This window comes from Methylobacterium sp. WL7 (assembly GCF_008040085.1).
Classification (GTDB): domain Bacteria; phylum Pseudomonadota; class Alphaproteobacteria; order Rhizobiales; family Beijerinckiaceae; genus Methylobacterium; species Methylobacterium mesophilicum.
This window is the reverse complement of record NZ_VRVG01000007.1, coordinates 1-24,252: the sequence shown is the minus strand read 5'-3', so window position 1 is coordinate 24,252 and position 24,252 is coordinate 1. Positions and strand designations below refer to the sequence as shown.

Below are 24,252 nucleotides of genomic sequence, written 5' to 3'. Positions count from 1 at the left end.
GTGGTGGCGGCCCGCGGCCATTGAACACGCGCAATCGGATGAGGGGCGGCGTATATCGCAGGCTCTCTCCGGGAACAAGCGCCGTGGACCGGGTGGGAAGAGACGCGTGAGGCGTGATGGCCCGTAAGACCAAAGCGGCCGCTTCCGGCCGGCCGAAGGCCCCTTTGAGCGCACTGCGGCCGCTCCTGCCCTTCGCCCTGCGGTATCGCGGGCGGATCGCCGCCGGAATCCTCGCCCTGATCTGCGCCTCGGGCTCGACCCTGGTGGTGCCGATCGCCATGCGGCGGGTCATCGACCACGGCTTCACGGCCGACGGCGCGAACGTGATCGACGCCTACTTCCTCGCGCTGCTCGGGGTGGTCGCGGCTTTCGCGCTGTCGAGCGCGGCCCGGGTCTACACCGTGGTCACGCTGGGCGAGCGCGTGGTCGCGGATCTGCGCAGTGCCGTCTTCGCCCGGCTGACGATCCTCGACCCAGCCTTCTTCGACCGCTCGCAATCGGGTGAGATCGTCTCCCGGCTCACCGCGGACGCGACGCAGATCAAGGCGGCCTTCGGCGTCTCCGTCTCGATCCTGCTGCGCAACCTGTTCCTGTTCGTGGGCGCGACCACCATGATGGTGATCACCAGCCCGCGCCTGTCCGTGATGGTGCTGGCCGCCATCCCGGTGATCGTGTTCCCGTTGATCGTCTCGGGCCGCGGCGTGCGGCGGCGCTCCCGGGCCGCGCAGGACCGGCTGGCGGACGCCTCGGCCTACGCCGCGGAGGCGGTCGGGGCAGTGCGGACCATGCAGGCCTTCGGGCGCTCGGGTACGGCCGCGGCCCGGTTCGCGGCGGCCTCCGAGGACGCCTACAGGGCCGCCCGGGATTCGATCCGGGCGCGGGCACTGCTCACCGGCGTGGCAATTTTCCTGATCTCGGCCTCGGTAGTCGGGGTGATGTGGTACGGCGCCCAGGGCGTTCTCAACCACACGATGACCGGCGGTGAGCTGTCGCAATTCGTACTCTACGCGGTGTTCGGAGCGGGCGCGCTGGGCCAGCTCTCGGAGGTCTACGGCGACCTCGCCATGTCGGCCGGCGCAGCCGAGCGGCTCACGGAGATCCTCGCGGCCGAGCCCGCGATCCGTGCGCCCTCCCCGGCCCTGCCCCTGCCCAAGCCGGCCGCTGGCGCCGTGAATTTCGAGGCCGTGCACTTCGCCTATCCGACGCGGCTCGGTCACGCCGCCCTGGACGGGCTGACCTTCGCGGCGGCCCCCGGCGAACGCATCGCCATCGTGGGACCGTCCGGTGCCGGGAAGTCGACGGTGCTGCAGCTGCTCCTGCGCTTCTACGATCCGCAGGGTGGCCGCGTGCTGGTCGACGGCACCGACATCACGAAGGTCGATCCGGAGGCGCTGCGCGCCCGCATCGCCCTGGTCCCGCAAGATCCGGTGGTGTTCTCCGGGACCGTGTCCGAGAACATCCGCTACGGACGTCCCGAGGCCGGCGAGGCCGAGGTGAGGCGCGCCGCCGAACTCGCCAACGCGCACGGCTTCATCGCGGCCCTGCCGCAGGGCTACGACACGCAGGTCGGCGAGCGCGGCGTGACCCTCTCCGGCGGACAGCGCCAGCGCGTCGCCATCGCCCGGGCGATCCTAAAGGATTCGCCGATCCTGCTGCTCGACGAGGCGACCTCGGCGCTCGACGCGGAATCCGAGCGCGCGGTCCAGGCCGCCCTCGACACGCTGATGCGCGGGCGCACGACCCTGGTGATCGCCCACCGGCTGGCCACGATCCGCGCCGCCGACCGGATCCTGGTGCTGGACGACGGCCGCATCGTCGAGACCGGCACCCACGAGAGCCTGCTCGCCCAGGGCGCGCTCTACGCCCAGCTCGCCAGCCTGCAATTCACCGACGCCCTGGACGAGACCGCCCGCGGCAAGGGTCTTCGGACCCGCGAAGGCGAACGCATCCCCGCCGCCGAGTGATTTGGGACTTGGCTGCGTCGGGTTCGGCGACGGAAGGGGTCTATCCGTCGCCCGGATCCGGGACAGTGATCGCGCTTTAACGGGCGGCCGCGTTGAAGGTCGAGTTCCCGAGCCTAAGGGTTTCCGTCCGTGGAGGGGCCCGACCGGCTGCCGGGCTACGCCAATACCGCCTCCGGGATCCTCGCGCAGGCCGACGCCACGGGTCTCGATCCGATGCTCACCGCGACGGCCGGGCCCAGGCCGAGGTGCTGGGGAAGGCCAACGCTGCCCTGGCTGTGGTTGGCGCCGGGCGATGCGTGTGCCCCCGAGGGCATCACCGCCAGTGTACGCCATCGCGGGCCGGACTATCAAAACGCTTCGTTCGGTCCGGCATATCGGAAGGGTGAGCCCCTACCGTTCCGTCAGCTTCATCTCGATCCGACGATTGCGGGCGTAGGCATCCTCGGTCGTGCCGGCGTCCAGCGGCTGGAACTCGCCGAAGGCTCCGGCCAGGAGATGTTGCGGCGGGATGCCCTTGCCGGCCAGGTACTGCACCACCGCGATGGCCCGGGCAGCCGAAAGCGCCCAGTTCGACGGGAACTGCGCGGTGGTGATCGGCCGCGCATCGGTGTGACCGTCGACCCGCAGGACCCAGGGTAGGTCCGCCGGGATCTGCCGGGCGAGGTCGGCGATGGCCCCGGCGATCCGGTCGAGTTCGGGGCCGGCCTCCGGCTTCAACGTCGCCGAGCCGCCGGGGAACAGCACCTCGGATTGCAGCACGAAACGGTCGCCGACCACCCGAATGTCCGGCCGGTTGCCGAGGATCTGGCGCAGGCGCCCGAAGAAGTCCGAGCGGTAGCGCGCCAGCTCCTGGACCTTCTGGGCCAGGGCTACGTTCAGCCGGCTGCCGAGTTCGGCGATCCGTACCTGCGATTCCCGGTCGCGGGTCTCGGAGGCCGCCAGCGCATCCTCGAGGGCCGCGAGCTGGCGGCGCATGGCGCTGATCTGCTCGTTCAGGAGATCGACCTGGGACAGGGCCCGCCTGGTCGCGCCGCGCTCGGTCTCCAGCTGCTTGTCGAGGGCGCCGGCGGCCCCCTGGCTCACGGTGGCGGCCTCCGCCTGGGACTTCGCTTGGTCGCGCTCGGCCTCGACGCCGGCGAGCGTGGTGCGGAGATTGCGGACCTCGTCCTCCTGGCCGCGGCGGTTCGAGCGCTCCAGCGCCAGGAGATCGGTGAGATCGGCGATCTGGCGGTTGAGCTTGACCAGCGTGGCGTCCCGCCCAGTCAATTCCTGCGACAGGAAGAACTGGCCGACCACGAACACCGTGAGCAGGAACACCACCGCCAGCAGCAGCGTCGCCAGCGCGTCGACGTAGCCGGGCCAGACATTGAGGGGGCGCCGGGCGCGCGCTGCGGTCGAGGCCACTACACCCGCTCCCGGCCGAGCCGGTCGAGGACTTGCTTCAGCTCGCGCTCGCGGCTCGCCTGAGCCTCGACCCAGTCGCGGATCATCTGCTGCTCGGCGCGCATGTGCTGGACGAGGCCCTGGATGCCCTCGGCGAGGTTGGTCATGGCCAGCGTGGCGGCCCGGCCGCCCCCGCCCTCGGACACGATCGCGGTCAGGCGCTCGACCGCCTCCTTGAGATCCTGCGCACCGGCGGCGGCGACAGGCCGGACAGCGCCCGCCACCACCGGCTCGGAAGCGGTTCCGGACAGCAGCCAATCCTGCAATTCGTTGTGGAACCGAGCATGGGCCTGGCCGGCCTGCAGCTCCAGGAAGCCGGTGATCAGCGACGAGGCGAGGCCGAACAGCGAGGCCGAGAAGGCGAGGCCGATGCCCGAGAGCGGCACGGCGAGTCCGGACTTGAGTTCGTCGAACATCACGCCGGCATCGCCTCCGCCGCGCATGCCCTTGATCACCCCGCCCACCGCCGAGAGCGTGTCGATCAGGCCCCAGAAGGTGCCGAGCAGGCCCAGGAGAATCAGGATGCCGGCGATGTAGCGCAGCATCTCGCGGCCCTCGTCGAGGCGCGCCGCGATCGTATCGAGATAACCGGTCGTCCCCGGCAGCAGCGCCCCGGTCTTCCGGGCCGCGATCATCGGCACCATCGGGGCGAGCAGCGCCGGCGGCTTTTTGGCCTGAGCGCCGGTCGCCACCGCGTTGACGTAGCCGACCTCGCGGAACAACCGGACGACCTGCCCGAAGGCGATCAGCACCGCGATCAGCAGAACCCCGAGGATCAGCCCGTTGAGCCCGGGATTGGCCAGGAAGGCCGGGGTGATCTGCTTGAACAGGATGAAGGCCAGGAAGCCCACAAGGATCAGGAAGATCACCATACGCCCGAGATAAATCCCGGGTCGCGCCAGCGGTGGACTGTTATTCTCGCTGTTGTAGCGGGCGGCCATCGGTCGCTCTAGCCTGATCTCAACATGGGGTCGCCCAGAAGCGGGGTCCGTCACGACCACTGTGGGGGCAGCCCCGCATGCGATCAAGTCTCGCCACGGACACGCTTGTGTGGCGTCGGACCGGCCGAGACCGAACCCACCCGTCGCATGACGTAGGCATGGGCCGTACACAAGCGGCCCATTCGACTTAAGCGGGGTTCGATCTCAGGGAGTCCCACGCGCGTTGACCGAGCCGGTCCGATCGCGGGCTTCAGCGGTGCTGGTACCAGTCCCAGACCAGGTACGCCGGAAACGGAAGCATGATGGCGAAGAAAATCCAGTCGAACATCTGAGGCATGCGGAGCTCCCTGGTTCCGAGGGTCTCTGCAATCTACGGGTGCGGGCGGCCGAAGTTCCTGGGTCGGCGAGCGCCCTAATCCCAGAACCGAGGCCAGCTCTCCTCGAGATGCGGGCCGAGGCGGACCGCCGCGACCCGGGTCGCCAGGCCATCGGCCTGCGTCTCCACGGCGAAACCGCACAACGTCGCCTCGCCGCCTGCGACCTCCCAGCGGGAGCCCGGCGTCTTCTGGATCATCCGGCGAATCGGCTCGTCCTTCTGCATGCCGATGACCGAATCGTAGTCGCCGCACATGCCGGCATCCGACAGGTAGGCGGTGCCGCCTGGCAGGATCCGGTGATCGGCCGTCGGCGTGTGGGTGTGGGTCCCGACCACGAGGCTGGCGCGGCCGTCGAGGTAATGGCCCAACGCCTGCTTCTCGCTGGTCGCCTCCGCGTGCACGTCCACCACGACGGCGTCGGCGGCGGCTCCCAGCGGGCAGGCGGAGATCTCGCGCTCCACCGCGGTGAAGGGGTCGTCCATGGCGTCCATGAAGACCCGGCCCATCACGTTGACCACGAGCACCCGGGCGCCGCCCTGCGTCTCCACCACGGTGGCGCCGCGACCCGGTGTACCCGGGGGATAGTTCGCCGGCCGCACCAGGCGGGGCTGCCGGGCGATGAACACCAGCGCCTCGCGCTGGTCGAAGCTGTGGTTGCCGAGCGTCACCGCATCGGCGCCGGCCTGGATCAGCTCGTCGCAGATCGTCTCGGAGATGCCGAAGCCGCCGGCGGAGTTCTCGCCGTTGATCACGACGCAGTCGAGCCGCCAGCGCTCCCGCAGCTTGGGCAGGCGCTCGCACACGACGGTACGGCCCGGGCGACCGATCACGTCGCCGAGAAAGAGCAGCCGCATGGATCAGGATGTCCTGTCGAACCGGATCACGCCCGTCTCGGTGATCACGAACTGGAGCGGCCGGTCGTGCGGCTCGGCCGGCACGCGCTCGACCGCCTGGACGGAGAAGCCGACCCCGACAGTGAGGACAGGCCGCCGAACGGACAGGCGCGCGATCGCGCCGTCATAGTAACCACGACCGTATCCGATGCGCTGGCCGTCGCGGTCGAAGGCGGCGAGCGGCACGATCAGGGCGTCCGGCTCCACGGGCGGGAGCGACGGGTCCGGCTCGCTCAGGCCGAAGCGGCCGGCGACCAGCGCGTCCCCAGCCCGCCACTCCCGGAAAACCAGCCCCTCGGGGGTGACGTGGGGCAGCGCGACCGCCTGGCCGCGGGCGAGCAGCGCCTCGGCGGCAGGACGCGGATCGACCTCGCTGCGGATGGGCCAGTAGGCTCCGACGAGCCGAACCTCGGCCAGTTCAGGCAGAGCCAGCAGCGCGCGGACGATCCGGGCGGAGGCGTCCAGCCGTGCGGCCGGATCCAGCGCGTCCCGGGCGGCCAGCGCCGAGCTGCGCAGCGCGGCCTTGAGGGCCGCATCCGGGCTGGAAGATCCGGTATCTGAAGACGATGAGTGCGGAGCCACGTGAGCCGTTGGAGGATCGATCCCGGGAAACCTACAGAGTAGGTGGGCGCCGTGTTGGCCAAGTCCAGGGACGAGGCCAGGGACAGCTCCCGAGGGAGTCGATAAGGCCCCGGGGAAAGTGCTCCTGACGAACTCTGCAGCCCCGCCGTCGCAATGTAGCGATCTCGTGGGGCTCCCGCCAGGGCCGAAGGCACGGAAATATCGGTTTGTCGGGGATCGGTACGATCCGGCATCGGGCGCGTCGGGTCAGATCCGTATCTCGGCGTCCGAGCGTTCCTCAGCGGGGATTGTCGCTCGCCCCGGCGACGACCGCGCGGGTGCCGGCCAGGATCTCGGCCCGCGCGGTCTCCGTCCCGGCCGCGTCCCAGAGCCGGATCAGCTCGATCAGCCCGCCATGGGTCGCCGACGCGGATTCGGTGAAGAACGCCTCGACCGGGATGCCGGCAACGGCGGCGATCCGCGAGAGCCTGACATTCAGGGCGCTGCGCGCGGGCATGTCGCTTCCGATCGTCGCGCTTGCACTCATGAAACAGTCACTCCGATTGATCAGGCGCTCGGGATATCAGACATCCTCAGACCAAAATACAATCTATGCAATTAGTCCATGCGGATTAGGGCACGTACAAGTTGCGTTATCCACCATGGAGGTACGCAACAATCGCTTGGACAACGTTTTGACGTCCGAAGCCCGGTCGCAACAGGCTGAACCCGGGTGTTTGCGGGCTACCGGAGACGGCTACGCTCCGAAGCGGTCAGGAACGGCCCGGCATCCGGATCCGGGGGGCTCGGGCCGAGCCGTCGATACACTCGATGCCGCCGCCCGAATTGACGGTGTGGAGCCGGCTCCCGGCCCAGGCCGGGCCGGGCTCGACGCGGCCGATCAGGGTCTGGGCGAACCCGTCCGGGTCCAAGCGGTCGATCCGCGCCAGCCCCAGGGCGCGGCCGTAGCCCGTGGCGCAATCCTGGACCGGGCGGATCAGCTGCCCGCCGCGCTCGACGATGCGCCCGGCCGGCCGGGCGGTCGCGGGATCGATCAGGACCGGGTTGGCCGGATGCGGCGTGTAGGGACCCCGGAAATCGGGGGCCGACCAGAGGCACAGCGCGTCGTGGTAGGATCCGGAGCCGGCAGGCGCCTCGACGGCGGCATCGCGCAGTGTCGCGAACAGCCACCACCGGCCGTTCTGTTCGAGAAGCGTCGCATCGCTGGCGACCACGTCGGAGAGCAGCGTCGCCTCCTTCACCCAACCCCCGGGATAGCGGGTCGCCCGATAGAGATCGACCCGGCCGGCCGCGGAACTCTCCGGCACCATCCAGACCGCGCCGTCGCGCTCGAACACGAACGGGTAGGAGAGGTGATGGGGCTCCTCCAGCACCGGCACGGGCGTGCCCTCGGGGCCGTTCGGGCCGAACCGGACGGCCGAGATGATCGCCTTGCCGGTCGCGTGCGGAAATTCCTCGACGAAGACGTGCGTGCTCCCGGCGTGGGCGAGCGGGAACGGGTCGGCATAGAAGCGGTGGCCGTCATCCGGCAGGTCGGTCCATCCGGTCTGGGGGTGACGACCGAGGTCGATCAGGTCCGGCCCGTCGAGGCGCCGCCAGCCGCAGCGCCAGTGCGGGGCGCGGTAGCAGAGGTGGTAGAGGCGGCGGATCACCGCGCCGGCCAGCATCCGCGCCGCGCGCGAACCGAGTTCGGTGCCCGACAACGTCCGCTCGGGCCCCGGGGACGGCTCGGACACGGCCGAGGACGGATCGCTGCGCCCGGCGGCGCGGCGGCCGATCGCTGCGGCGATCAGGGTCACCGTCCGCGCCAGCGCGTCGTCGACGCCGGCCAACAGGATGCCGGGCCGGTCGGTGCCGAGCCGTCCTTCGGCCTCGATGCGCCCATCCGCGATCAGCGTGGCCCGCGGGACCGCGCCGGCCAGAAGGCTCGCCAACAGGGCGTCGTCACCGCACCGGCCGTCAAAGGCCAGATGCCAGATGCTGGGCCCGGCGGGTAAGTCGCCGCACAGGTCGATCGTCAGATCGGCCCTGGCGTCCTGCCGCCGCCATGGATCGAGGGCGGTCGGCGGCAGGCGCTCCGAGCCGATCCGCGGCAGACGGTGAATCAGCGCCTCCAGCCGGAACAGCAGCTCGACCGTGTCGGGCCACCCGTTCGGAACCGGCGCGGCGTCGACGCCGACGGTGCGGATCCCGGCCATCGCGGCGATTCGCTCCAACAGGGCGATCTGCCAGCGGCGCGGTTCGGCGCCGTCCAGGCGAACTCTCACATGCATGATGAGCGCCCTCGCGCAGCGCAGCGGTCCGACACGTCATGGCCGCGGATACGATCTAATTCCCAAACCCTAACGGGACCGATAAACCTGGCGGCAGCAAACTTCGGTGCAGGGCGTTTACCAGACGCCGAGTAATCGGTGCGTGCGCACACGACCCTCGGCAGTCTTGAGGGATTGTCAGCAGTCTGCGCGACTCTTGCAGTAGGAGATGGGGCCCGCGAGGGACCGACCGAGTTCGAGACGATGGTGACCGATCGTGGCACAGATCGACCGTAACATTGCCGTGGCGAGCTGGCTCCCGCCGGTCCATCCGGCACAACCGGAGCGGACGGGCCCGACCCGGCCCGACACCACCGCCGAGTTCGGCGACCTGTGGCGCATCCTGTGGCGGCGCAAGCGCACGGTGCTGGGGACCGCCCTGGTGCTCGGGCTGCTGGTCCTGGCCTATGCCCTGATCACACCGTCCCTCTACACCGCGACCGCGCAGATCCTGATCGACCCCCGCGACCGGCAGGTGGTGCTGAACGACGTCAATCCCGCCGCCCTGTCGCCGGACGGCGGCATCGCCCAGGTCGAGAGCCAGGTGAAGGTGATCGAATCCGACGCGGTCCTGGGCCGGGCCGTGACGCAGGCACGTTTGGAGAGCGAGCCCGGGTTCGGCGCGGCTCAGGACGGCCTAATATCCCGCGGTGTCGCGTCGCTGCGTGAGATGGTTCTCGGTCCCAAGCCGGAGCGGCCCGTCGATGCGCGCGGCCGGGCGCTCGACCAGCTGCGGCGCAAGCTCGCCGTCAAGCGCGCCGACAAGGTGTTCGTGATCGACGTGGTCGTCACCACGGTGGATCCGGACCTGTCGGCCCGGATCGTCAACGCCATCGCGAACGCCTACCTGGTCGATCAGACCGAGGCGCGCTCCGACGCGGCCAAGCGCGCCTCGGGCGACCTGCGCGGGCGGCTCGACGAATTGCGCAACGCGGTCAACGCCGCCGACAAGAAGCTCGAGGACTACAAGGCCCGCAACGGCCTGATCGCGTCGAGCGGCCGGCTGGTGAACGAGCAGCAGCTCACCGATTCCAACGCCCGTCTGGTGGCGGCGCGGGCCCGGACCGCCGAGGCGAAGGCGCGCCTGCAGGGTATCAAGGATGCGCGCGGCCAAGCGATCGGCTCCGGGGCGATGCCGGAGGCCGTCCAGTCCTCGGCGGTCGACCGGCTGCGCGGCCAGTACGCCGAACTTGCCGCCAAGGAAGCGGACCTGCGCACCAACCTCGGCGAGCGCCATCCCTACATCGCCGCCGTACGCACGCAGATGCAGGATGTCCGCCGCCTGATCGACGCCGAATTGAACCGCATCGCCGGTGCCGCCGAAACCGAGTACCAGCGCGCCCAGGCCAACGAGAAGTCGCTCGCGGCCGACCTGGAGCGGCTGCAGCGGCAGTCGGCGGTGACCGCGCAATCCTCGGTCCAGCTGCGCGAGATGGAGCGGGAGGTCGAGGCGGCCCGCACCGTGTACAACACCTTCCTGGTACGCACCCGCGAGATCAAGGAACAGTCGGGCATCGACAGCTCGAATGCCCGCATCATCACGTCGGCCCGGCCGCCGCAGGACGCGAGCTGGCCGCCGCGGCTGATCCTGGTCGCCGCTGCGCTGGCGGGCGGCCTCGGCCTCGGAGCCGGCCTCGCGCTGACTCGGGAATACCTGGAGCCGACGGTGCTGTCGTCGCGTCAGCTGGAGCGGCTGTCGAACGCCCCCGTCGTCGCGGTGATCCCGAGCGTCCAACCGGGCGGCGCCAGCACGGCGGCCGCGAGCTTCACCCTGGACCACCTCGCCACCACGGCGGGCACGCGCGGCCGATCGCTGGCGCTGCTGGTGACGTCGGGCCAGGCCGAGGCGAACGAGCGCAGGGCGGTGATCGCGCTGCTTGCCTCGGTGGCCGTGGCGCGCGGCGACCGCGTGCTGCTGATCGATGCCGATCTCCGCACCGACAGCGCTGGCACCCCCGGCCTCCTCGACGTGCTGCGCGGTGAGCAGAGCCTCAACGCTGTCACGCAGGTCGACGCGAAGACCGGCGCCCGGCGGATCGGGCTCGGCGATACCCATAAGCCGATCCGCGACGCGCTGGTCCCGACCAACATCGAGCGCTTTCTGGCCGGCGTGAAGGGCCGCTTCGAACTGGTGCTCGTCGATGGCGGCGTTCTCTCCGAGAACCTGCGTCTCGGCCCGATCGCGGCGGCGGCGGACCGGCTGCTGCTGGTCGTCTGCAACGGCGCCACCCGCCAGCGCGACCTGATCGACCTGGTCGACACCTCGGAAGCCCTGGGCCGGCCCGTCTCCGGTTCCCTGCTGCTCGACCGGCGCAGCGCGTGAGCACGGCGCGGCCCGCGGGCTTCGCGCACCGGCAGGCGGCGCGTTCGCGGCCGGAGACGCGCCTGCGCGGCCTGGACCGGCTCGAGTCGATGGCGTTCGTGCTGCTGACCGTGGTTCTGGTCGGCGTATCGGGCGGCTTGCTCTGGGCGCTCGGCCTCAACTACGACGGCATCAGCGGTTCGGCTCCCGCGAAGATCCATCCCGCGACCTACATGGTCGTCGCCTTGGTCGGCTGGACGATGCTGCGCGCGGGCAATCCGGTGATCCCGGTGGCGCAGGCCCTCAACCGCCGGCCGGCCTGCGTGCTGCTGGCTTTCTGCGGCGTGCTGCTGCTCGGACTGATTGCGGCCCGCGGCGGCACGGGCCTGGCCGGCTCGATCGACACCTTCGTGCTGGCCGGGCTTGTCCCGATCCTGCTGATGGACCGGGACGAAGCGACGCTTCGGCGGATCGAGACCGCCTTCCACCTGATGATGCTGGCCAACGCGCTGCTCGGTCTGTTCGAGTTCGCCAGCGGCCAGCGGTTCTTCCCGTTCCGGTTCGACGGCATGGCGTTCGAGACCGACACGCGCTCGGCCGCGCTCCAGGGCCACCCGCTCGTCAACGCGACGCTCACCGCCTGCTACATCCTGGCGCTCGCCAACGGCGGCGGCCGGCTGAACCCGGCGCTCCGGGCCGGGGTGATCGCCCTGCAGCTCGTGGCACTGGTGACCTTCGGCGGCCGGTCGGCCACGGTGACGACCCTGGCACTCGGCGGGGCGGTCGGCCTCTTCGCCCTCAACCGGACGCTGCGGAGCAACCGCATCCCCCTGATCGGGGCGGCCTGCGCATGTTTCGTGCTGACGGCGCTGCCGGTGATGGTCGCGGTGCTGGCGGCGGTGGGGTTCTTCGACACGCTGCTCAGCCGTTTCGTCTCGGACGGCGGCAGCGCCCAGGCCCGGGTCGACATGCTGGCGATCTTCGATGCCGTCCCGTTCCGGCAGCTGCTGCTGGCGCCCGACCTCCTGCAGGTGAGCACCCTGCGGCGGATCTACGGCCTGGAATGGGGCATCGAGAACTCGATCGTCTCCGACGTGCTCTACCACGGCATCCTGGTGACGACGCTGCTGGTCGTGGCGGTGGGCCTCTACCTCACGGAGATCGCGCGCAACTGCCGACGCGGCGTCTGGCTGCCGATCCTCACCTTCGTGATCCTGGTCAACACCTTCGAGGGCTTGGCCGGCAAGACCACCATGCTGGCGAAGTTCGCCCTGATGCTGATCGTGCTGTTTCCGCTCAATTCCCTGCGCACGCGGGCCTGAGGGCCGCTCACGGCCGCGCCGTCAGACCCAGTGCGGAGACCAGGGCGGGATCGACGGCGTGCGCGTCGTCCATCAGGCCGAGGCCGTCGAACAGGTTCCAGAACGACCAGCCGAAGCCCGCCTGCTCCGCCGCCCGCCGCACGTCGCCGAGATAGGCCGCGCGGTCGGGCGCCCGGGATGCGGTGTAGCGGGCGTCGGTGCGCAGGGCCCCGAACTCGCCCATCAGGATCTGCCGGGCCGGGATCCCGTAGAGGTCGGCCCAGGCCGAGACCGAGGCCAACTCCTTCGCCAGATAAGCCGGTCCCGGCTCGGCCGCGAAGTAGTCGCGCAGCTTCGCCTCGATCACCGTGCGGTCCCGGGCCTTCTCGGCTTCCGGGACCGCGCGGTCGGCAGCCATGCGGGCCCGGACCGCCGCCAGGGTTTCGGGCTGGCGCCCCGGAGCGCCGGGCCAGGGCACGGCGTTCAGCCAGCGATAGAACGGCTCTTCGGTGAGCCAGGTCGCGCCCTGGTGGGAGAACAGGTACGGCTCGTAGAAGTGGAAGGTGTAGAGCAGCGGCGCGAACCGGGCGAGGGATTCCGGGTCGAGGACCGACAGCCCGGAAACGAGGCTGCCGCAGGCGCCGGTCGCCACCAGAGTCAAGCCCGGCGCGGCGCCCCGCGCTGCGGTGAGGAGCCCGGCCTGGACCCGGTTCCAGGCGTCGGCCCCACAGCCCTGCCGGCGGCTCATTGACCGGCTCCAGCGCCACCCGCCCGATACCCTTCCGGACGCAGAGCCGGGCGAGGTCCGCGATGAGATCGCGATAGGCGGGGAACAGCGGCGCCCGGTCCGATCCGTAGAACGCGTCGGGCGTGTAATGATGCGTGGCGGCATTCGCCTGCACGTTGACGAGGACGCGCATCCCGGCAGCCAGCACGTCGTCGATCGCGGCCGAGAGCATGGCCATGAGGTCTGCCCGGCGCCCGCCCGTGAACGCCACGAACGGTCCGGGATCCAGGGGAAGCCGCGCGAAATCGAAGCCCAGCCCGGCCAGCCGGCGCAGGTCGTCGCGGGTCGGGGTCGGGCGGTCGGCCTGGAACGGCGGCCACGCGTAATCGATGCGCGGCGCCGGGAACTCCGTGGTCAGCGAGAACCAGGGCCACAGGGCGATGCCACGGCGCAGCGGAAGCGGCTCGGCTACGGCGGCAGCCGGGAGCGCACCGGCGCCGGCCACCGCGAGGCCGCCGGCCAGCACCGAACGCCGGTTCGCGCTCACATGTCGGTCCCGGCCGTGACGCGGGCGGGGCTCGCGTGGGTCCGGATGGGCGATGCGGCGAGTGCCGGGTAGCCGCCGACCCGCCGCAGCTCGCCTTCGTAGGCTGCCAACACGTCGTCCCAGCGGAAGCTTTCGGCACGCGCCCGCGCCGCCGCACCGGCCGCCGCGACCGCATCGTCGTCGGCGATCACGCGCTCGATCGCGGCGGCGCAGCTGTTGCCGTCCGTGAAGTAGAATTGGCCGTCGCCCGCAGTGTGGCGGTTGAACGGATTGTCGTGGGCGATCACCGCGTTGCCGGCCCAGAGCGCCTCGACCAGCGATGGGTTGGTGCCGCCGACCGTGTGGCCGTGAAGGTAGGCGCGGGCGTGGACCCGGAGGCTCTGGACCAGCTCCGGCTCATAGATCGCTCCCGGCATCAGCACCTCCAGTCCCGCGGCGTCCTCGACCGCACGGTGATAGGCGTTGCAGACCTTCAACGTTCCGAGCACCACCAGCCGCATGCCCCGCGGCTTGCGTGAGAACGCCTCGACGAGCGTCAGGATGTTGTTGTCGGGCTCGATGCGGGCGATCGACACGAGATAGCGGCCCGCCGTGAGACCGAGCGGGGGCGGGCCGAGATCCGCCGGCGGCGGGTCGCCTCCGTAGGGAATCGTCGCGATGGCGCGTCTTGGGCGGCGCCGGGCGAGATGGTCCGCAATCGCCGGATGGTCGGCCACGAGCCGCTGCGATGACCAGGCCGCGATCCACTCGCTCAGGTAGAAGAACGTCCGGACCGGCAGCGACCATTTCGGCCTGCGCCACTCGATCCCGTCCATGTTGGTGAGGATCCGGCCGCCGCGCGCCCGGAGGTAAGGCAGGAACGCCGCGCCGTTGTAGCCGAGCACGAGACAGACGCCGCCCCGCGTCGCCGCGTCCTTCACGCAGACCGCATCGAAGGCGAGCGTCGCGGCCGGGCCGCGCAAGGCGACCTCCACGGTGATGAGTTCGATGCCGTTCCAGGTTCGGGTCGCGATTCGCTCCCGCACCCGGTCGACCTCCGCCTGGCAATACACGCCCACCCGCCAGCCGCGACCCGCCAGATAGAGCGCGAGACGTTCCGCGAAAGTCTCGAAGCCGCCATGGGCGGCCGGAATGCCGCGTGTCCCAAGAATAAGTAGTGTGGGCACATCGACGGGCACGGCTCTTCCTTTCTTGTCAGCGACTCATATTGTACGGAGATAGGAATAACGGTCGCCTAAACAGGCGATACAACTCACAGTTGTTATAGACTGACAAGTATTCATCTTATGGTAGACAGTTCGATACTCACGACATCGTCTAGCCCAGTTGGCGCCCACAGCGCATCGCGTCCGTTGGCTTTTGGGCTGGAGACCCTGCAGCGTGGTGGGTTCGCCGCCGAGCCGGGCGCCGCCGGGACGACGGGCCGGTTCACCTTCGGCCGGGCCCGTGGCGATGTGCCGGTCACGCGCATCACCTGTGTCCACCAGGGTTTCGAACTCTACGGGTCCGATCGCTGCTTCATCGAGACGGTGCGGACCATCCGGGCCGCCCATCCGACCGCGCGGATCGACGTGGTTCTGCCCCGTCGCGGCCCGATCGTCGCGGCGCTCGAGCCCTATGCCAGCGCCATCGTGATCGAGCCCCTGTGGATCCTGCGACGCAAGAACCTCGCCCGGCTCGCGACGCTGGGGATGATGGCGCTGCCCTTCGCGGTGGCCCGGGCGCTCCGGCGCATCCGCGACAGCGACCTCGTCTACGTCAACACGACCGTGGTGGCCGACTATCTGCTGGCTGCCCGCCTGCTGCCGGGGCGCAGCATCGTGCACGTGCACGAGATCCCGGAAGGCGCCGTGTTGAAGGTCCTGCGCGGGCTGATCCGCTGGAGCGGGGCCAACGTGGTGTTCAATTCGCGCGCCACCGAGCGCGCCTACGCGCTGCCCCCGGAGGCCACGGCCCGGGTCGTCTATAACGGCATCGCGGGCCCGACCGAGCCGAACGACCGGGATTACGACGGCACGCGCCCGCTGCGGGTGCTGATGCTCGGCCGGATCAGCCGGATCAAGGGGCAGGACGTCCTGGTCGAGGCGCTGGCCTCCCTGCCGGAATCCGTCCGCAGCCGGATCGAATTACGGATCGTCGGCAGCGCCTTCGAGGATGCCGCGCGCGAGGAAGCCCTCGCCGCCCGGATCGCCGAGACCGGTCTGTCGAAGCAGGTCACGCTCCAGCCGTTCGTCGACGATCCGTCCGCGCTGTACCGCTGGGCCGACGTGGTGACGATGCCGTCGCAGCGGCCGGAATCCCTGGGCCGGGTCGCGATCGAGGCGATGTCCTACGGGGTGCCGCCGCTGGTGACCGACATCGGCGGACTCCCCGAGGTGGTAGCCGACGGCAAGACCGGGTGGATCGTCCCGCCGGGCGGCCCACAGCCGATCGCCGACGTGCTGGGCCGCATCGCCACCGATCCGGCCAGCTGGCGCGGCTTCGGCGCCGCGGCGCGGGTGCGCTACGAGACCCTGTTCTCGGAAGCCTCGGCGGCCGATGGGATCAACGGCATGGTCCGGGCGACCCTGCGGGGCGCGTTCAGCGCCGAGAAGGCGGTGACGGCGGAACAGACCGCGCGCCCGACGGTGTGATCGGAAGCCGCGGGCTCAAGCGCTCGGCGGCGGATACCCGGGCCGGACCAGCGATCATCAGTCGCGACCGATCTCCGGTGGACAATCGACGCGACAGTCAGATTCGGTAAGTACCAGTCGTCGATAATGGTCGACGGGCAGAACGTACGCGTTTTGGCGAAGCTCGAAGCGTCGGATCGGGAGCGGCCATCCGCATCGTCCGGGCGTCGGACATCGCAAGGTAGAGTCGGCGGTCCCCGTCGGCGAGCAAACCGGACCGGCGGAGGGAACGCCTCGTCATGGATGTCGTCGGCTTCATCACGCAGATCGTCGACAGGGTCTCCGCAGAGAACCTCGTCGCCGCGGGCCTGCTGTTCGCGACCGCGTTCGGCTGCGCGCTGATCGCCTACCTGCGGACGGCCGAACGCTATTCGTTCGCCGAGTTCTTCGAATTCGTGCTGCCGCACGAAGTGATGACTCATCCTTCGGCCCGGGCCGACCTGCTGTTCTACATCACCCGCAAGGCGATCATGCCGTTCCTGCTGATCCCGGCCGGGGTGACCTTCGTGGTGGCGGTGGGCTACGCGACCAACCGGGTGCTGGGCACCGTCTTCGGGATCGACCAGCCGGTCTTCGGCGATCCCGGGCCGGTGACCGTGGTGCTGTTCACCCTCACGATGCTGCTGGCCTACGACTTGTCCTACTACCTCTACCACACGGCCCAGCACCGCTACCCGTTCCTGTGGGAGCTTCATAAGGTCCACCACTCCGCCGAGGTGATGGTCGGCATCACCAAGGACCGGGTCCACCCGCTCGACGAGCTGATGAACCGCGCCTGGGACGGGGTGATCCCCGGGATCTGCTTCGGGATCTGGAGCCTGCTCGCGCTCAACCCGGTCGAGCTGACGGTGTTCGGGATCAACGTCTACATCATGCGCAACATCCTGATGATGGACTTCGTACGGCACACGCATTTCAAGATCTCGTTCGGCCGGCTCAACGCGGTCATCCTCTGCCCGCACTGGCACCAGCTCCACCACTCGACCGCGCCCCAGCATTACGACAAGAATTTCGGGTTGCTGTTCTCGTTCTGGGACCGTCTGTTCGGGACCCTTCACGTCCCGGATCCGAACGAGGATTTCACCTTCGGCCTCGTCGATCGGGATGTCGCCGACTATCAATCCCTGTCGGGGCTCTACGTGCTGCCGTTGAAAAAGATGGGCCGGCGGATCGTGCGGCAGGTGCGGCGCCTGCGCGGAATTCCGGCTCAGCCTCGCTCGGGCGCTTGACCATGTCTCCTGAACGTTTCGAGATCGTCCGCACCACCGACCGCCTCGCGGCCGTCGGACCGGCCTGGACCGACCTGTGGACCCGCAGCAATGCCCTGGTGTTCCAGAGCCATGCCTGGATCTCGGCCTGGTGGGCGAGCGCCCCCGACCGCGATCGCCGGGCGCTGGCGATCGTGCTGGCGTGGCGGGGCGAGACCCTGGTCGGCGTGCTTCCGCTCGCCACGGTGCGGCGGAAAGGGTTTCGCGTGCTCGAATGGGCCGCCAAGGATTGCTCCGACTTCGGCGACGCCGTGCTGGCCGACCGCACGAATGCTGGGCTGGTGTGCCGGATGTGGCGGCAGGCCAGCCGCGAGGGCGGCTTCGATCTGGCCTATCTCAACCGCCTCCTGCCCGACGCCGCCGCGCGGGCGCTGCTCGCCCCCGCCACAGGCGGCGTCCGGCTGCGGCTGAACCACCGCGACGAGGCGAACTGGCGGGTGCGCGGCCCCTGGCCGACCGGGCAAGCCTGGTTCGACGCACAGTCGAAGAAGACCCGCCAGAACTACCGCCGCGGCCAGAAGAGCATGGGCGAGCACGGGCCGCTGACGTTCCGGCTGCTCGGCCCCGAGGAGCCGCTCGGGCCGGTTCTCGACAGGCTGACCCAGTTCAAGCGGGCTTGGCTGGCGACTCACGACCTGCCGTCCACGGCGTTCTACGACGAGGGCTCGCAGGCCTTGCCCGCGATGGTCCAGGTGCTGGCCGCGACCGGGCTGCTGCACGCCTTCGTGCTTGAATGCGGCGGCGCCGTCGTCGCCGTCTCGATCAACTTCGTCCAGGCCGGGACGATGATGGCGTTCGTCACCACCTACGATCCGGCCTTCGAGCGCGGCTCGCCCGGCATGGTCCTGATGATGGACTACATCATGTGGTCGATCGACCGTGGGCTGCACACGGTCGACTTCCTGTGCGGCGACGAGGGCTTCAAGGGCCGTTTCGGCACCCAATCCCTGACCCTGGCCTCGATGATGGGCGGGCGCACCCCCCAGGGCGCGGCCGCGCATCTCGTCGACCGCACCCGCCACGCATTGCAGCAGCGCTTCGGCAAGGACGGCGCCGCGGAAGCGCCGCCGACCGAGGCCGCGGCGTGACGCGCTGAGGATCTCCGGACATCGCGCGCTCGGCGCGGGCGCGCGGTCGAATCATCCCTTGGCCGCCGCACCCCGTGGTCCCCGCGACAGGCCCCGGAACGCAGCCACCGACCAGGCCAGCGTCGCGATCTCCGAGGCCAGGAGCCCGACGAGCGCGGTGGCAGGGGGCAACAGGAGCAGGAGCGGCACCATGAGGGCGAAGCCGAGGGCGGCGCTCGCTACGGCCCCGGCCGTGATCATTCGGAAGGCCGCGGAGGCTTCGAGATAGGCGCGTGGAATCGCGTAGAGCAGCGACATCGTCACGACAGCCCAGACGCCGAGGCCGATCCAGCCCATGGGCTCGCCCGCGAAGCGCCCCTTGAACAGCACCCGCTCGATCAGCGGCAGGGTCGCGGCCATCAGCAACCCATAGACTAGGCAGGCGAAGGCGATCAGCAGGACGTAGCGCGTCACGAGCCGCCGGGCGGCCTGGATCTGCCCTACGGCCAGCAGGCTGCTTATCTCCGGCAGGACCATGTTCATCAGCGCGGACGTGGGAATGCGCAGCGGCGCGTACAGCACGAGCGTCGCGGCGATGGGCGCGTAGGCGGCGGGGCCGGCCAGCAGGGCGAACAGGAGCGTCAGGCCCTGGCCCTGGACGGTGAGGCTGGTGACGCCGGCCAGCGACCAGGCCAGGGTCCGCCAGATCGCCCGGTATCGCGCCCGCGCCCGGGCGTGGAGCGAAAGTCTGAGCCGCTCGCGCAGCGCCCCGTATGCCACCGCGATCGCGATGGCATGCGCCAGAGCGATGGCCAGGAGGGCGCGGTCCAGCAGCGCCTCGCCCTCGCCGCTCAGCCCTTGCCAGAGGAAGGCGGCGCCGCAGACCGCGTAGACGAGGTCGCTCAAGCCCGCGATCCGCGGCCGTCCGCGGGCGAGCAGCACGATCCGCAGATAGCTGCGGAAGCCGTAGAGGCCCACGAACGCCCCTGCACCCAGTGCGCCCAGACCGATCACGGGAAGAAGCGCCACGCCGGTGGCGAACGCCATCAGCACGGAGACCAGGGCCGCGCCGGAGCCGAACATCACGTCGTAGCCCAGCGCCGCCGGTCGGCCGAGACTCCGGGCGAGGTGGAGCGTCGCCGGCACCGTCACCAGGGCGCGGATATAGGTGATGCCGACTGCGCCGACCGTGAACACGATCGCGAACAGCCCGTAATCGTGGGCGTCGAGTTCGCGGACCAGCAGGATGTTCAGCGCGAAGTGGAACAGGCTCTGGATCAGCTCGCCGGACAGGATCACGGCGAACCGTCCCGACAGGGCTGCGCGCACGGAGGCGGTCAGGCGTAGGCTGCGGGCCGGCATGGGACGGGTCTCACCGGGGCGCGGCATGGGTCTCGACAGGAGGGTGTGGGCGGCCTCGTCCAAGGGGGACAATTGCCACGCCTCGACCCCGGGAACGTGGGTGGCGGTCCGCACGGGCATCCGCACGCACGCGACGGAGGCACGAAATCTAGCGGCCGGTCCAGTCCGTATCGTTCCGGGTCCTGGACCCCAGCACATCTCGGAGTGCGGCGAGACAGCGCGCGACGTCGTCCGGGTCGGCCCAGACATGCGGGCTGAGGCGCAGAGCGCCCGAGCGCTCGCTCGCGAAGACCCGTGCCGCCTGCAGGCGATCCATGAGCCCATCGGGCAGGCCGCCGGGCGCATGAACGCCGAGGATGTGGTCCGCGCGCAGATGCGGTGGCGCCACGGTGAGGCCGAGCGCCGTCACGCCCTCGGCGAGGCGATCGGTCAGATCCCGAAGCCGCGCGGCGATGGACGGGACGCCCCACGCGGCGATGAGGTCAAGCCCGCTCGCGGCCATGGACAGGGCCACGGGATCGTTCAACTCACCCCGGTCGTAGCGCCGGGCTCCGGCCGCCGGCGTGCGGTTTCCGATGTTGTCCTCGATCGGCAGGCCGTCCTGCCGATGGGGGGCGGCGTACAGGAACGCGACGCCGTAGGGGCCGAGCGCCCATTTGTAGGTCGGAAAGGCGAGGAAATCCGGCCGCCAGCGGGCCACATCCACGGGCATCGCCCCCACCGCCTGCGTCGCGTCGATCACCAGGGCCGCACCTGCCGCATGCACCGCCGGTGTGAGGCGGTCGAGGTCGATCAGGCTTCCGTCTGTCCAATGCAGGGGTGTCAGGGTGGCGATCGCGAGCGGCTTGTCCGACGGCTTGTGGATCGCCGCCAGCAGGGCGGCGGTCCAGTCGCCGTCCGGCGGCCGGGGAACTTCCTCGACGGCCAGGTCGTGCGCGGCCGCCAGCCGGTCGTAGGCGTAGCGCAGGGAGGGGAACTCGTCGGCGACTCGCAGCAGGCGCCCGCCCCGCGCGGGAGCGAGGTTACACGCGGCGGTCGCCATGGCGTGGCTCACCGAGCCGACGATCGCCACATCGTCCGCGCCCGCACCGATCAGGCGCGCCGCAGCTTCGCGGGTCCGCTCGGCGAGGGCCGGGAACGCCGTCCTGGGATGGTCCCAGGGTCGGCTCTTGGTCAGGATGCCGGCCTCGCCTGCAGCCCGGACGACGCGCGGCAGCGGCGACCAGGCTGCGGCATCCAGGTAGCTGACGTCCGCCGGCACCTCGAACAGGTGGCGCTGACTGGGAATCGCTTCGATACGCGGCATGATAGAGGCGAGCGTAGAGGATCGGACGGGCAGCCGCCATCGTCCGGGCTTGATCGCCCAGCCCCGATGCCGCAAGCCGGCGGACCACAGCCCCGCGAGGCACCCGTGCCGACCCGCTTCCTGCCAACGACCGACATCGCGTCACGATGGGACGCCTGAGCCGCGACTGCTTCGACGTTGCCCCCGCGCCCATGCGGGTCGCCGACGCGGTGACTCTGTTGCGCGCACGGCTGCCGATCCTGTCAGCCATCGAAACGGTCCCTGTCGACCGGTCCGATGGGCGCGTCCTCGCCGAGGATTTGATCGCTCCGATCGATCTGCCGCCGTTCGATAACGCGGCCGTCGACGGCTACGCCGTGCGCGCCGGTGACGTCGCGAATGCGGGCGAGACACGCCTGCCCCTGGGGGGCCGCGTCCCGGCCGGGCATGCGCCGGTCGATCCCGGGCCGGGCTTCGCGGTGCGGATCTTCACCGGAGCGCCGATGCCGCCGGGGACCGACGCGGTGGCGATGCAGGAGGATGTGCGGATCGACGGCGAGGCTGTGATCCTGCCGGCGGGCCTCGCCTCGGGGTCCAATCGCCGCCGGGCCGGAGAGGATATTGCGCGCGGCAGCCGCGCGATCCCGGCGGGCACCCGGCTGGGTCCGCGCCACCTCGCGCTGGCCGCCGCGCTCGGCCTGCCCGCCCTGCGCCTGCGCGTGCCGCTCAAAGTGGCGTTGTTCTCCACCGGCGACGAGTTGACCCCGCCCGGCCGGCCTCTCCCGGCCGCCGGCATCCACGACGCCAACCGGCCGATGCTCGCCGCCCTCTTGCGCAGGCTCGGGGCCGAACCCGCCGATCTCGGCATCCTGCGCGACGCGCCCGGCCCGTTGCGGCAGCGCCTCGAAGCCGCAGCCGCCGACCACGACCTGATCCTCACCACCGGCGGCGTCTCGGTCGGCGAGGAGGATCACGTCCGTGCCGCCGTCGAGGCGTCGGGCGGGCTGACCTTCTGGCGGCTGGCCATCAAGCCGGGCCGGCCCGTGGCGCTCGGCACCGTGGCGGGCACGCCGTTCGCAGGTCTCCCCGGCAACCCCGCCGCCGCCTACGTGACCGCCCTGGCGGTCCTCCGCCCCCTCGTCCTGCACCTGTCGGGCGCGCACGACGAGACGCCGACGCTGACCGTGCGAAGCGGCTTCGCCCAGGAGAAGCGCGTGGGCCGGCGCGAGTACCTGCGCGTCCAGATCCGCGTCGGCGCCGACGGCGTCGCGGAGGCGGTGCCGTCGACGGGGGGCGCCTTGTCCGGCCTGTCGGCCAGCGACGGGCTGGTGGAACTCGGCGAGGATCTGAGCGCGATCCGTGTGGGTGATCCGTTGCCATACCGGGCGCACGGGGATCTGGGGTGAGTCTTGGGGATGGGTCTTGGGCATGCGTCGGGTGACGACGCTCTCAACAATTGGCGGCGCGCGTATATACTCGCACGTATATACGCGGAGGCTTGTATGAGGCGGACTCGGGTGTTTCAGTCGGGCAACAGTCAGGCGGTGCGACTGCCCGCCGGCTTCCGCCTTCAAGGCCCGGAGATCGAGATTCTCCGCAGGGGCGATGAAATCGTGCTGCGTGAGATCCGGACGCACGACCTAACGGCCGCCTTTGCGCTCCTGACCGAGCTTCCGATCGACGAACTCGTCCGTGAGGACGCGCCGCCGCAGGATCGCGACGGCTTATGAAGCCGCGCTACATGCTCGATACCAACATCTGCATCTACATCCGCCGCGCACGGCCGCCACAGGTACTCGAACGGTTCCGCGACCTGCGACCGGGCGAGGTGGTGATATCGCCGATCACCCATGGCGAGTTGCAGTTCGGTTTGGAGAAGATCCGGGATACACCCGGATTCGATGCGGCCTTGCGGGCCTTTGCCAGGCTGACGGAGATGATCCCGGTCGTCACCCCGGGCGAAGCGACTGCAGCGCATTACGCGGCGTTTCGCGCCAAGCTTCAGAGGGCCGGCTTGATCATCGGCAACAACGACCTCTGGATCGCGGCGCACGCGAAGGCGCTCGATGTCATTCTCGTGACCAACAACACGCGGGAGTTCGATCGCCTGAAACCTGCCCTCACAATTGAGAACTGGGCCGCGCGGGGGAGCGTATCCGGCGCTTAGTCGGATCCCCCCTCGTCACGCCCAGGACAGCACTTCACGGCCCACCGCCCCCGATATCCGGCGGGACACCGCGCCCACCAGCCTGTAGAGCGTCAAATCCGTCCCTGCCCGACCCGTTCGAGATCCCGTGCCCCTGCTCGCAGACCGCGCCCCCGCCAAAGTCAACCTCACGCTCCACGTGCTCGGGCGCCGGGCCGGAGACGGCTACCACGAGTTGGAGAGCCTGGTGGCCTTCGCGGGGACCGCCGACCGCCTGACCCTCCACCCCGGCGCCGCGCTCGGCCTCACCGTCAGCGGTCCGACCGCCGGTCCGGCCGGTCCGACGGACGACAACCTCGTCCTGCGCGCCGCCCGCGGGCTGGCGGCACGGGTGCCGAACCTGCGATTGGGGGCGTTCCATCTGGTCAAGCGCCTGCCGGTTGCGGCCGGCATCGGCGGCGGTTCGTCGGATGCCGCCGCGGCCCTGCGGTTGCTGGCGTGTCTCAACGACCTGCCGCTCAATCATGCAGCCCTGATCGCCGCCGCGCGCGAGACCGGGGCCGACGTGCCGGTCTGCCTCGACCCGCGGGCCCGCATGATGCGTGGCGCCGGGGAGGAGATCGGCCCCGTGCTGGGGCTCGCGCCGCTGCCGGCCGTGCTGGTCAATCCCGGCGTGCCGGTGCCGACCGCTCCGGTGTTCAAGGCCTTGGGCCTCGCGGTCGGGCAGACGCGCGACGGCGCGGCCCATCCCGAGATCGCCGAGGGGCTCAGCGCCGACGCCCTGGTGGCGTCCCTCGCCCCGGCCCGGAACGACCTGGAGGCGCCAGCGCTCACGGTCGCCCCGGTGATCGGCGAGGCCCTGGCGGCCCTGCGCGCGCGGGACGGATGCCGCCTGGCACGGATGTCCGGCTCGGGTGCGACGGTGTTCGCGCTGTTTGCTGACCGCCGCGCGGCGGTGCGGGCTGCCGCCGCCTTGCGGACCGCGCATCCGAATTGGTGGGTGGCGCCGACCTTCCTGCGCTGAACGGCGCGTCGCACCTGCCCTCAGCCCCCTGCCCCCTGC

The 24,252-nt window shown here is 70.5% G+C and carries 20 protein-coding genes and 1 other RNA gene; 10 read left to right on the top strand and 11 right to left on the bottom strand.

All coding sequences use genetic code 11. The features are described 5' to 3' along the window. Positions 1 to 116: 116 nt before the first annotated feature. A complete protein-coding gene (locus FV233_RS03430; protein ID WP_147853514.1) occupies positions 117 to 1,964 on the top strand; it encodes an ABC transporter transmembrane domain-containing protein in 1,848 nt (615 codons plus the stop codon). 390 nt (positions 1,965 to 2,354) lie between these two features. On the opposite strand, the gene FV233_RS03425 is transcribed toward FV233_RS03430, so the two are convergent. The 7 genes from FV233_RS03425 to FV233_RS03395 form a co-directional block, all read right to left on the bottom strand. After that, complete coding sequence (locus FV233_RS03425) at positions 2,355 to 3,368, bottom strand: peptidoglycan -binding protein (RefSeq protein ID WP_147853513.1); 1,014 nt, start codon at positions 3,366 to 3,368, stop codon at positions 2,355 to 2,357. Then, positions 3,368 to 4,348: a MotA/TolQ/ExbB proton channel family protein gene (locus FV233_RS03420; RefSeq protein WP_147896617.1), complete on the bottom strand. Its 981-nt coding sequence runs from the start codon at positions 4,346 to 4,348 to the stop codon at positions 3,368 to 3,370. The genes FV233_RS03425 and FV233_RS03420 overlap by 1 nt, the downstream gene beginning before the upstream one ends. A gap of 412 nt (positions 4,349 to 4,760) precedes the next feature. Then, complete coding sequence (locus FV233_RS03415; protein ID WP_147853511.1) at positions 4,761 to 5,579, bottom strand: TIGR00282 family metallophosphoesterase; 819 nt, start codon at positions 5,577 to 5,579, stop codon at positions 4,761 to 4,763. A 3-nt stretch (positions 5,580 to 5,582) separates the two neighbouring features. Beyond that, positions 5,583 to 6,200, bottom strand: coding sequence for a 5-formyltetrahydrofolate cyclo-ligase (locus FV233_RS03410; protein WP_147896616.1), 618 nt, complete (start codon positions 6,198 to 6,200; stop codon positions 5,583 to 5,585). Next, positions 6,190 to 6,346: non-coding RNA, 6S RNA (gene ssrS, locus FV233_RS03405), on the bottom strand. The genes FV233_RS03410 and ssrS overlap by 11 nt, the downstream gene beginning before the upstream one ends. A gap of 131 nt (positions 6,347 to 6,477) precedes the next feature. Then, positions 6,478 to 6,696 (bottom strand): hypothetical protein, encoded by a 219-nt coding sequence (locus FV233_RS03400; RefSeq protein ID WP_147853509.1) that lies wholly within the window; start codon positions 6,694 to 6,696, stop codon positions 6,478 to 6,480. 256 nt (positions 6,697 to 6,952) lie between these two features. Continuing rightward, positions 6,953 to 8,473, bottom strand: coding sequence for a formyl transferase (locus FV233_RS03395; protein WP_147896615.1), 1,521 nt, complete (start codon positions 8,471 to 8,473; stop codon positions 6,953 to 6,955). 256 nt (positions 8,474 to 8,729) lie between these two features. On the opposite strand from FV233_RS03395, the gene FV233_RS03390 reads away from it, so the two are divergent. Then, positions 8,730 to 10,835, top strand: coding sequence for an exopolysaccharide transport family protein (locus FV233_RS03390; protein ID WP_147896614.1), 2,106 nt, complete (start codon positions 8,730 to 8,732; stop codon positions 10,833 to 10,835). Next, positions 10,832 to 12,136, top strand: coding sequence for a VpsF family polysaccharide biosynthesis protein (locus FV233_RS03385; protein ID WP_147896613.1), 1,305 nt, complete (start codon positions 10,832 to 10,834; stop codon positions 12,134 to 12,136). The genes FV233_RS03390 and FV233_RS03385 overlap by 4 nt, the downstream gene beginning before the upstream one ends. A 7-nt stretch (positions 12,137 to 12,143) precedes the next feature. Here FV233_RS03385 and FV233_RS31735 read toward each other — a convergent pair whose 3' ends face one another. Then, the gene (locus FV233_RS31735; protein ID WP_348642215.1) at positions 12,144 to 12,863 is read right to left on the bottom strand and encodes a hypothetical protein; all 720 of its coding nucleotides are present in this window, start codon (positions 12,861 to 12,863) and stop codon (positions 12,144 to 12,146) included. 522 nt (positions 12,864 to 13,385) lie between these two features. Next, positions 13,386 to 14,567 carry a DUF1972 domain-containing protein gene (locus FV233_RS03375; protein WP_147896612.1) on the bottom strand — a complete coding sequence of 394 codons (1,182 nt, stop codon included), beginning with the start codon at positions 14,565 to 14,567 and terminating at the stop codon, positions 13,386 to 13,388. Positions 14,568 to 14,843: 276 nt separating this feature from the next. On the opposite strand from FV233_RS03375, the gene FV233_RS03370 reads away from it, so the two are divergent. The 3 genes from FV233_RS03370 (at position 14,844) to FV233_RS03360 (ending at position 18,417) form a co-directional block, all read left to right on the top strand. Beyond that, positions 14,844 to 16,022, top strand: a complete 1,179-nt coding sequence (locus tag FV233_RS03370) for a glycosyltransferase family 4 protein (RefSeq protein ID WP_238261097.1) — start codon at positions 14,844 to 14,846, stop codon at positions 16,020 to 16,022. A gap of 278 nt (positions 16,023 to 16,300) precedes the next feature. Then, positions 16,301 to 17,290 carry a sterol desaturase family protein gene (locus tag FV233_RS03365; RefSeq protein ID WP_147896610.1) on the top strand — a complete coding sequence of 330 codons (990 nt, stop codon included), beginning with the start codon at positions 16,301 to 16,303 and terminating at the stop codon, positions 17,288 to 17,290. A gap of 2 nt (positions 17,291 to 17,292) precedes the next feature. Continuing rightward, the gene (locus FV233_RS03360) at positions 17,293 to 18,417 is read left to right on the top strand and encodes a GNAT family N-acetyltransferase (RefSeq protein WP_147896609.1); all 1,125 of its coding nucleotides are present in this window, start codon (positions 17,293 to 17,295) and stop codon (positions 18,415 to 18,417) included. A gap of 51 nt (positions 18,418 to 18,468) precedes the next feature. Here FV233_RS03360 and FV233_RS03355 read toward each other — a convergent pair whose 3' ends face one another. Continuing rightward, positions 18,469 to 19,872 (bottom strand): hypothetical protein, encoded by a 1,404-nt coding sequence (locus FV233_RS03355; protein WP_238261086.1) that lies wholly within the window; start codon positions 19,870 to 19,872, stop codon positions 18,469 to 18,471. Between the two features lie 34 nt (positions 19,873 to 19,906). After that, complete coding sequence (locus FV233_RS03350; protein ID WP_147896608.1) at positions 19,907 to 21,064, bottom strand: aminotransferase class V-fold PLP-dependent enzyme; 1,158 nt, start codon at positions 21,062 to 21,064, stop codon at positions 19,907 to 19,909. Positions 21,065 to 21,210: 146 nt separating this feature from the next. Here FV233_RS03350 and glp point away from each other — a divergent pair, with 146 nt between their 5' ends. The 4 genes from glp to FV233_RS03330 all read left to right on the top strand — a co-directional run bounded on the left by glp (position 21,211) and on the right by FV233_RS03330 (position 24,213). Then, positions 21,211 to 22,449, top strand: a complete 1,239-nt coding sequence (gene glp, locus FV233_RS03345; protein WP_147896607.1) for a gephyrin-like molybdotransferase Glp — start codon at positions 21,211 to 21,213, stop codon at positions 22,447 to 22,449. A 96-nt stretch (positions 22,450 to 22,545) separates the two neighbouring features. Next, on the top strand, positions 22,546 to 22,773 hold the full coding sequence (locus FV233_RS03340; protein WP_147855772.1) for an AbrB/MazE/SpoVT family DNA-binding domain-containing protein: 228 nt from the start codon (positions 22,546 to 22,548) through the stop codon (positions 22,771 to 22,773). Next, a complete protein-coding gene (locus tag FV233_RS03335) occupies positions 22,770 to 23,210 on the top strand; it encodes a type II toxin-antitoxin system VapC family toxin (protein WP_147855773.1) in 441 nt (146 codons plus the stop codon). Before FV233_RS03340 ends, FV233_RS03335 begins: the two co-directional genes overlap by 4 nt. Positions 23,211 to 23,337: 127 nt before the next feature. Next, on the top strand, positions 23,338 to 24,213 hold the full coding sequence (locus FV233_RS03330; protein WP_147855774.1) for a 4-(cytidine 5'-diphospho)-2-C-methyl-D-erythritol kinase: 876 nt from the start codon (positions 23,338 to 23,340) through the stop codon (positions 24,211 to 24,213). Positions 24,214 to 24,252 lie beyond the last annotated feature (39 nt).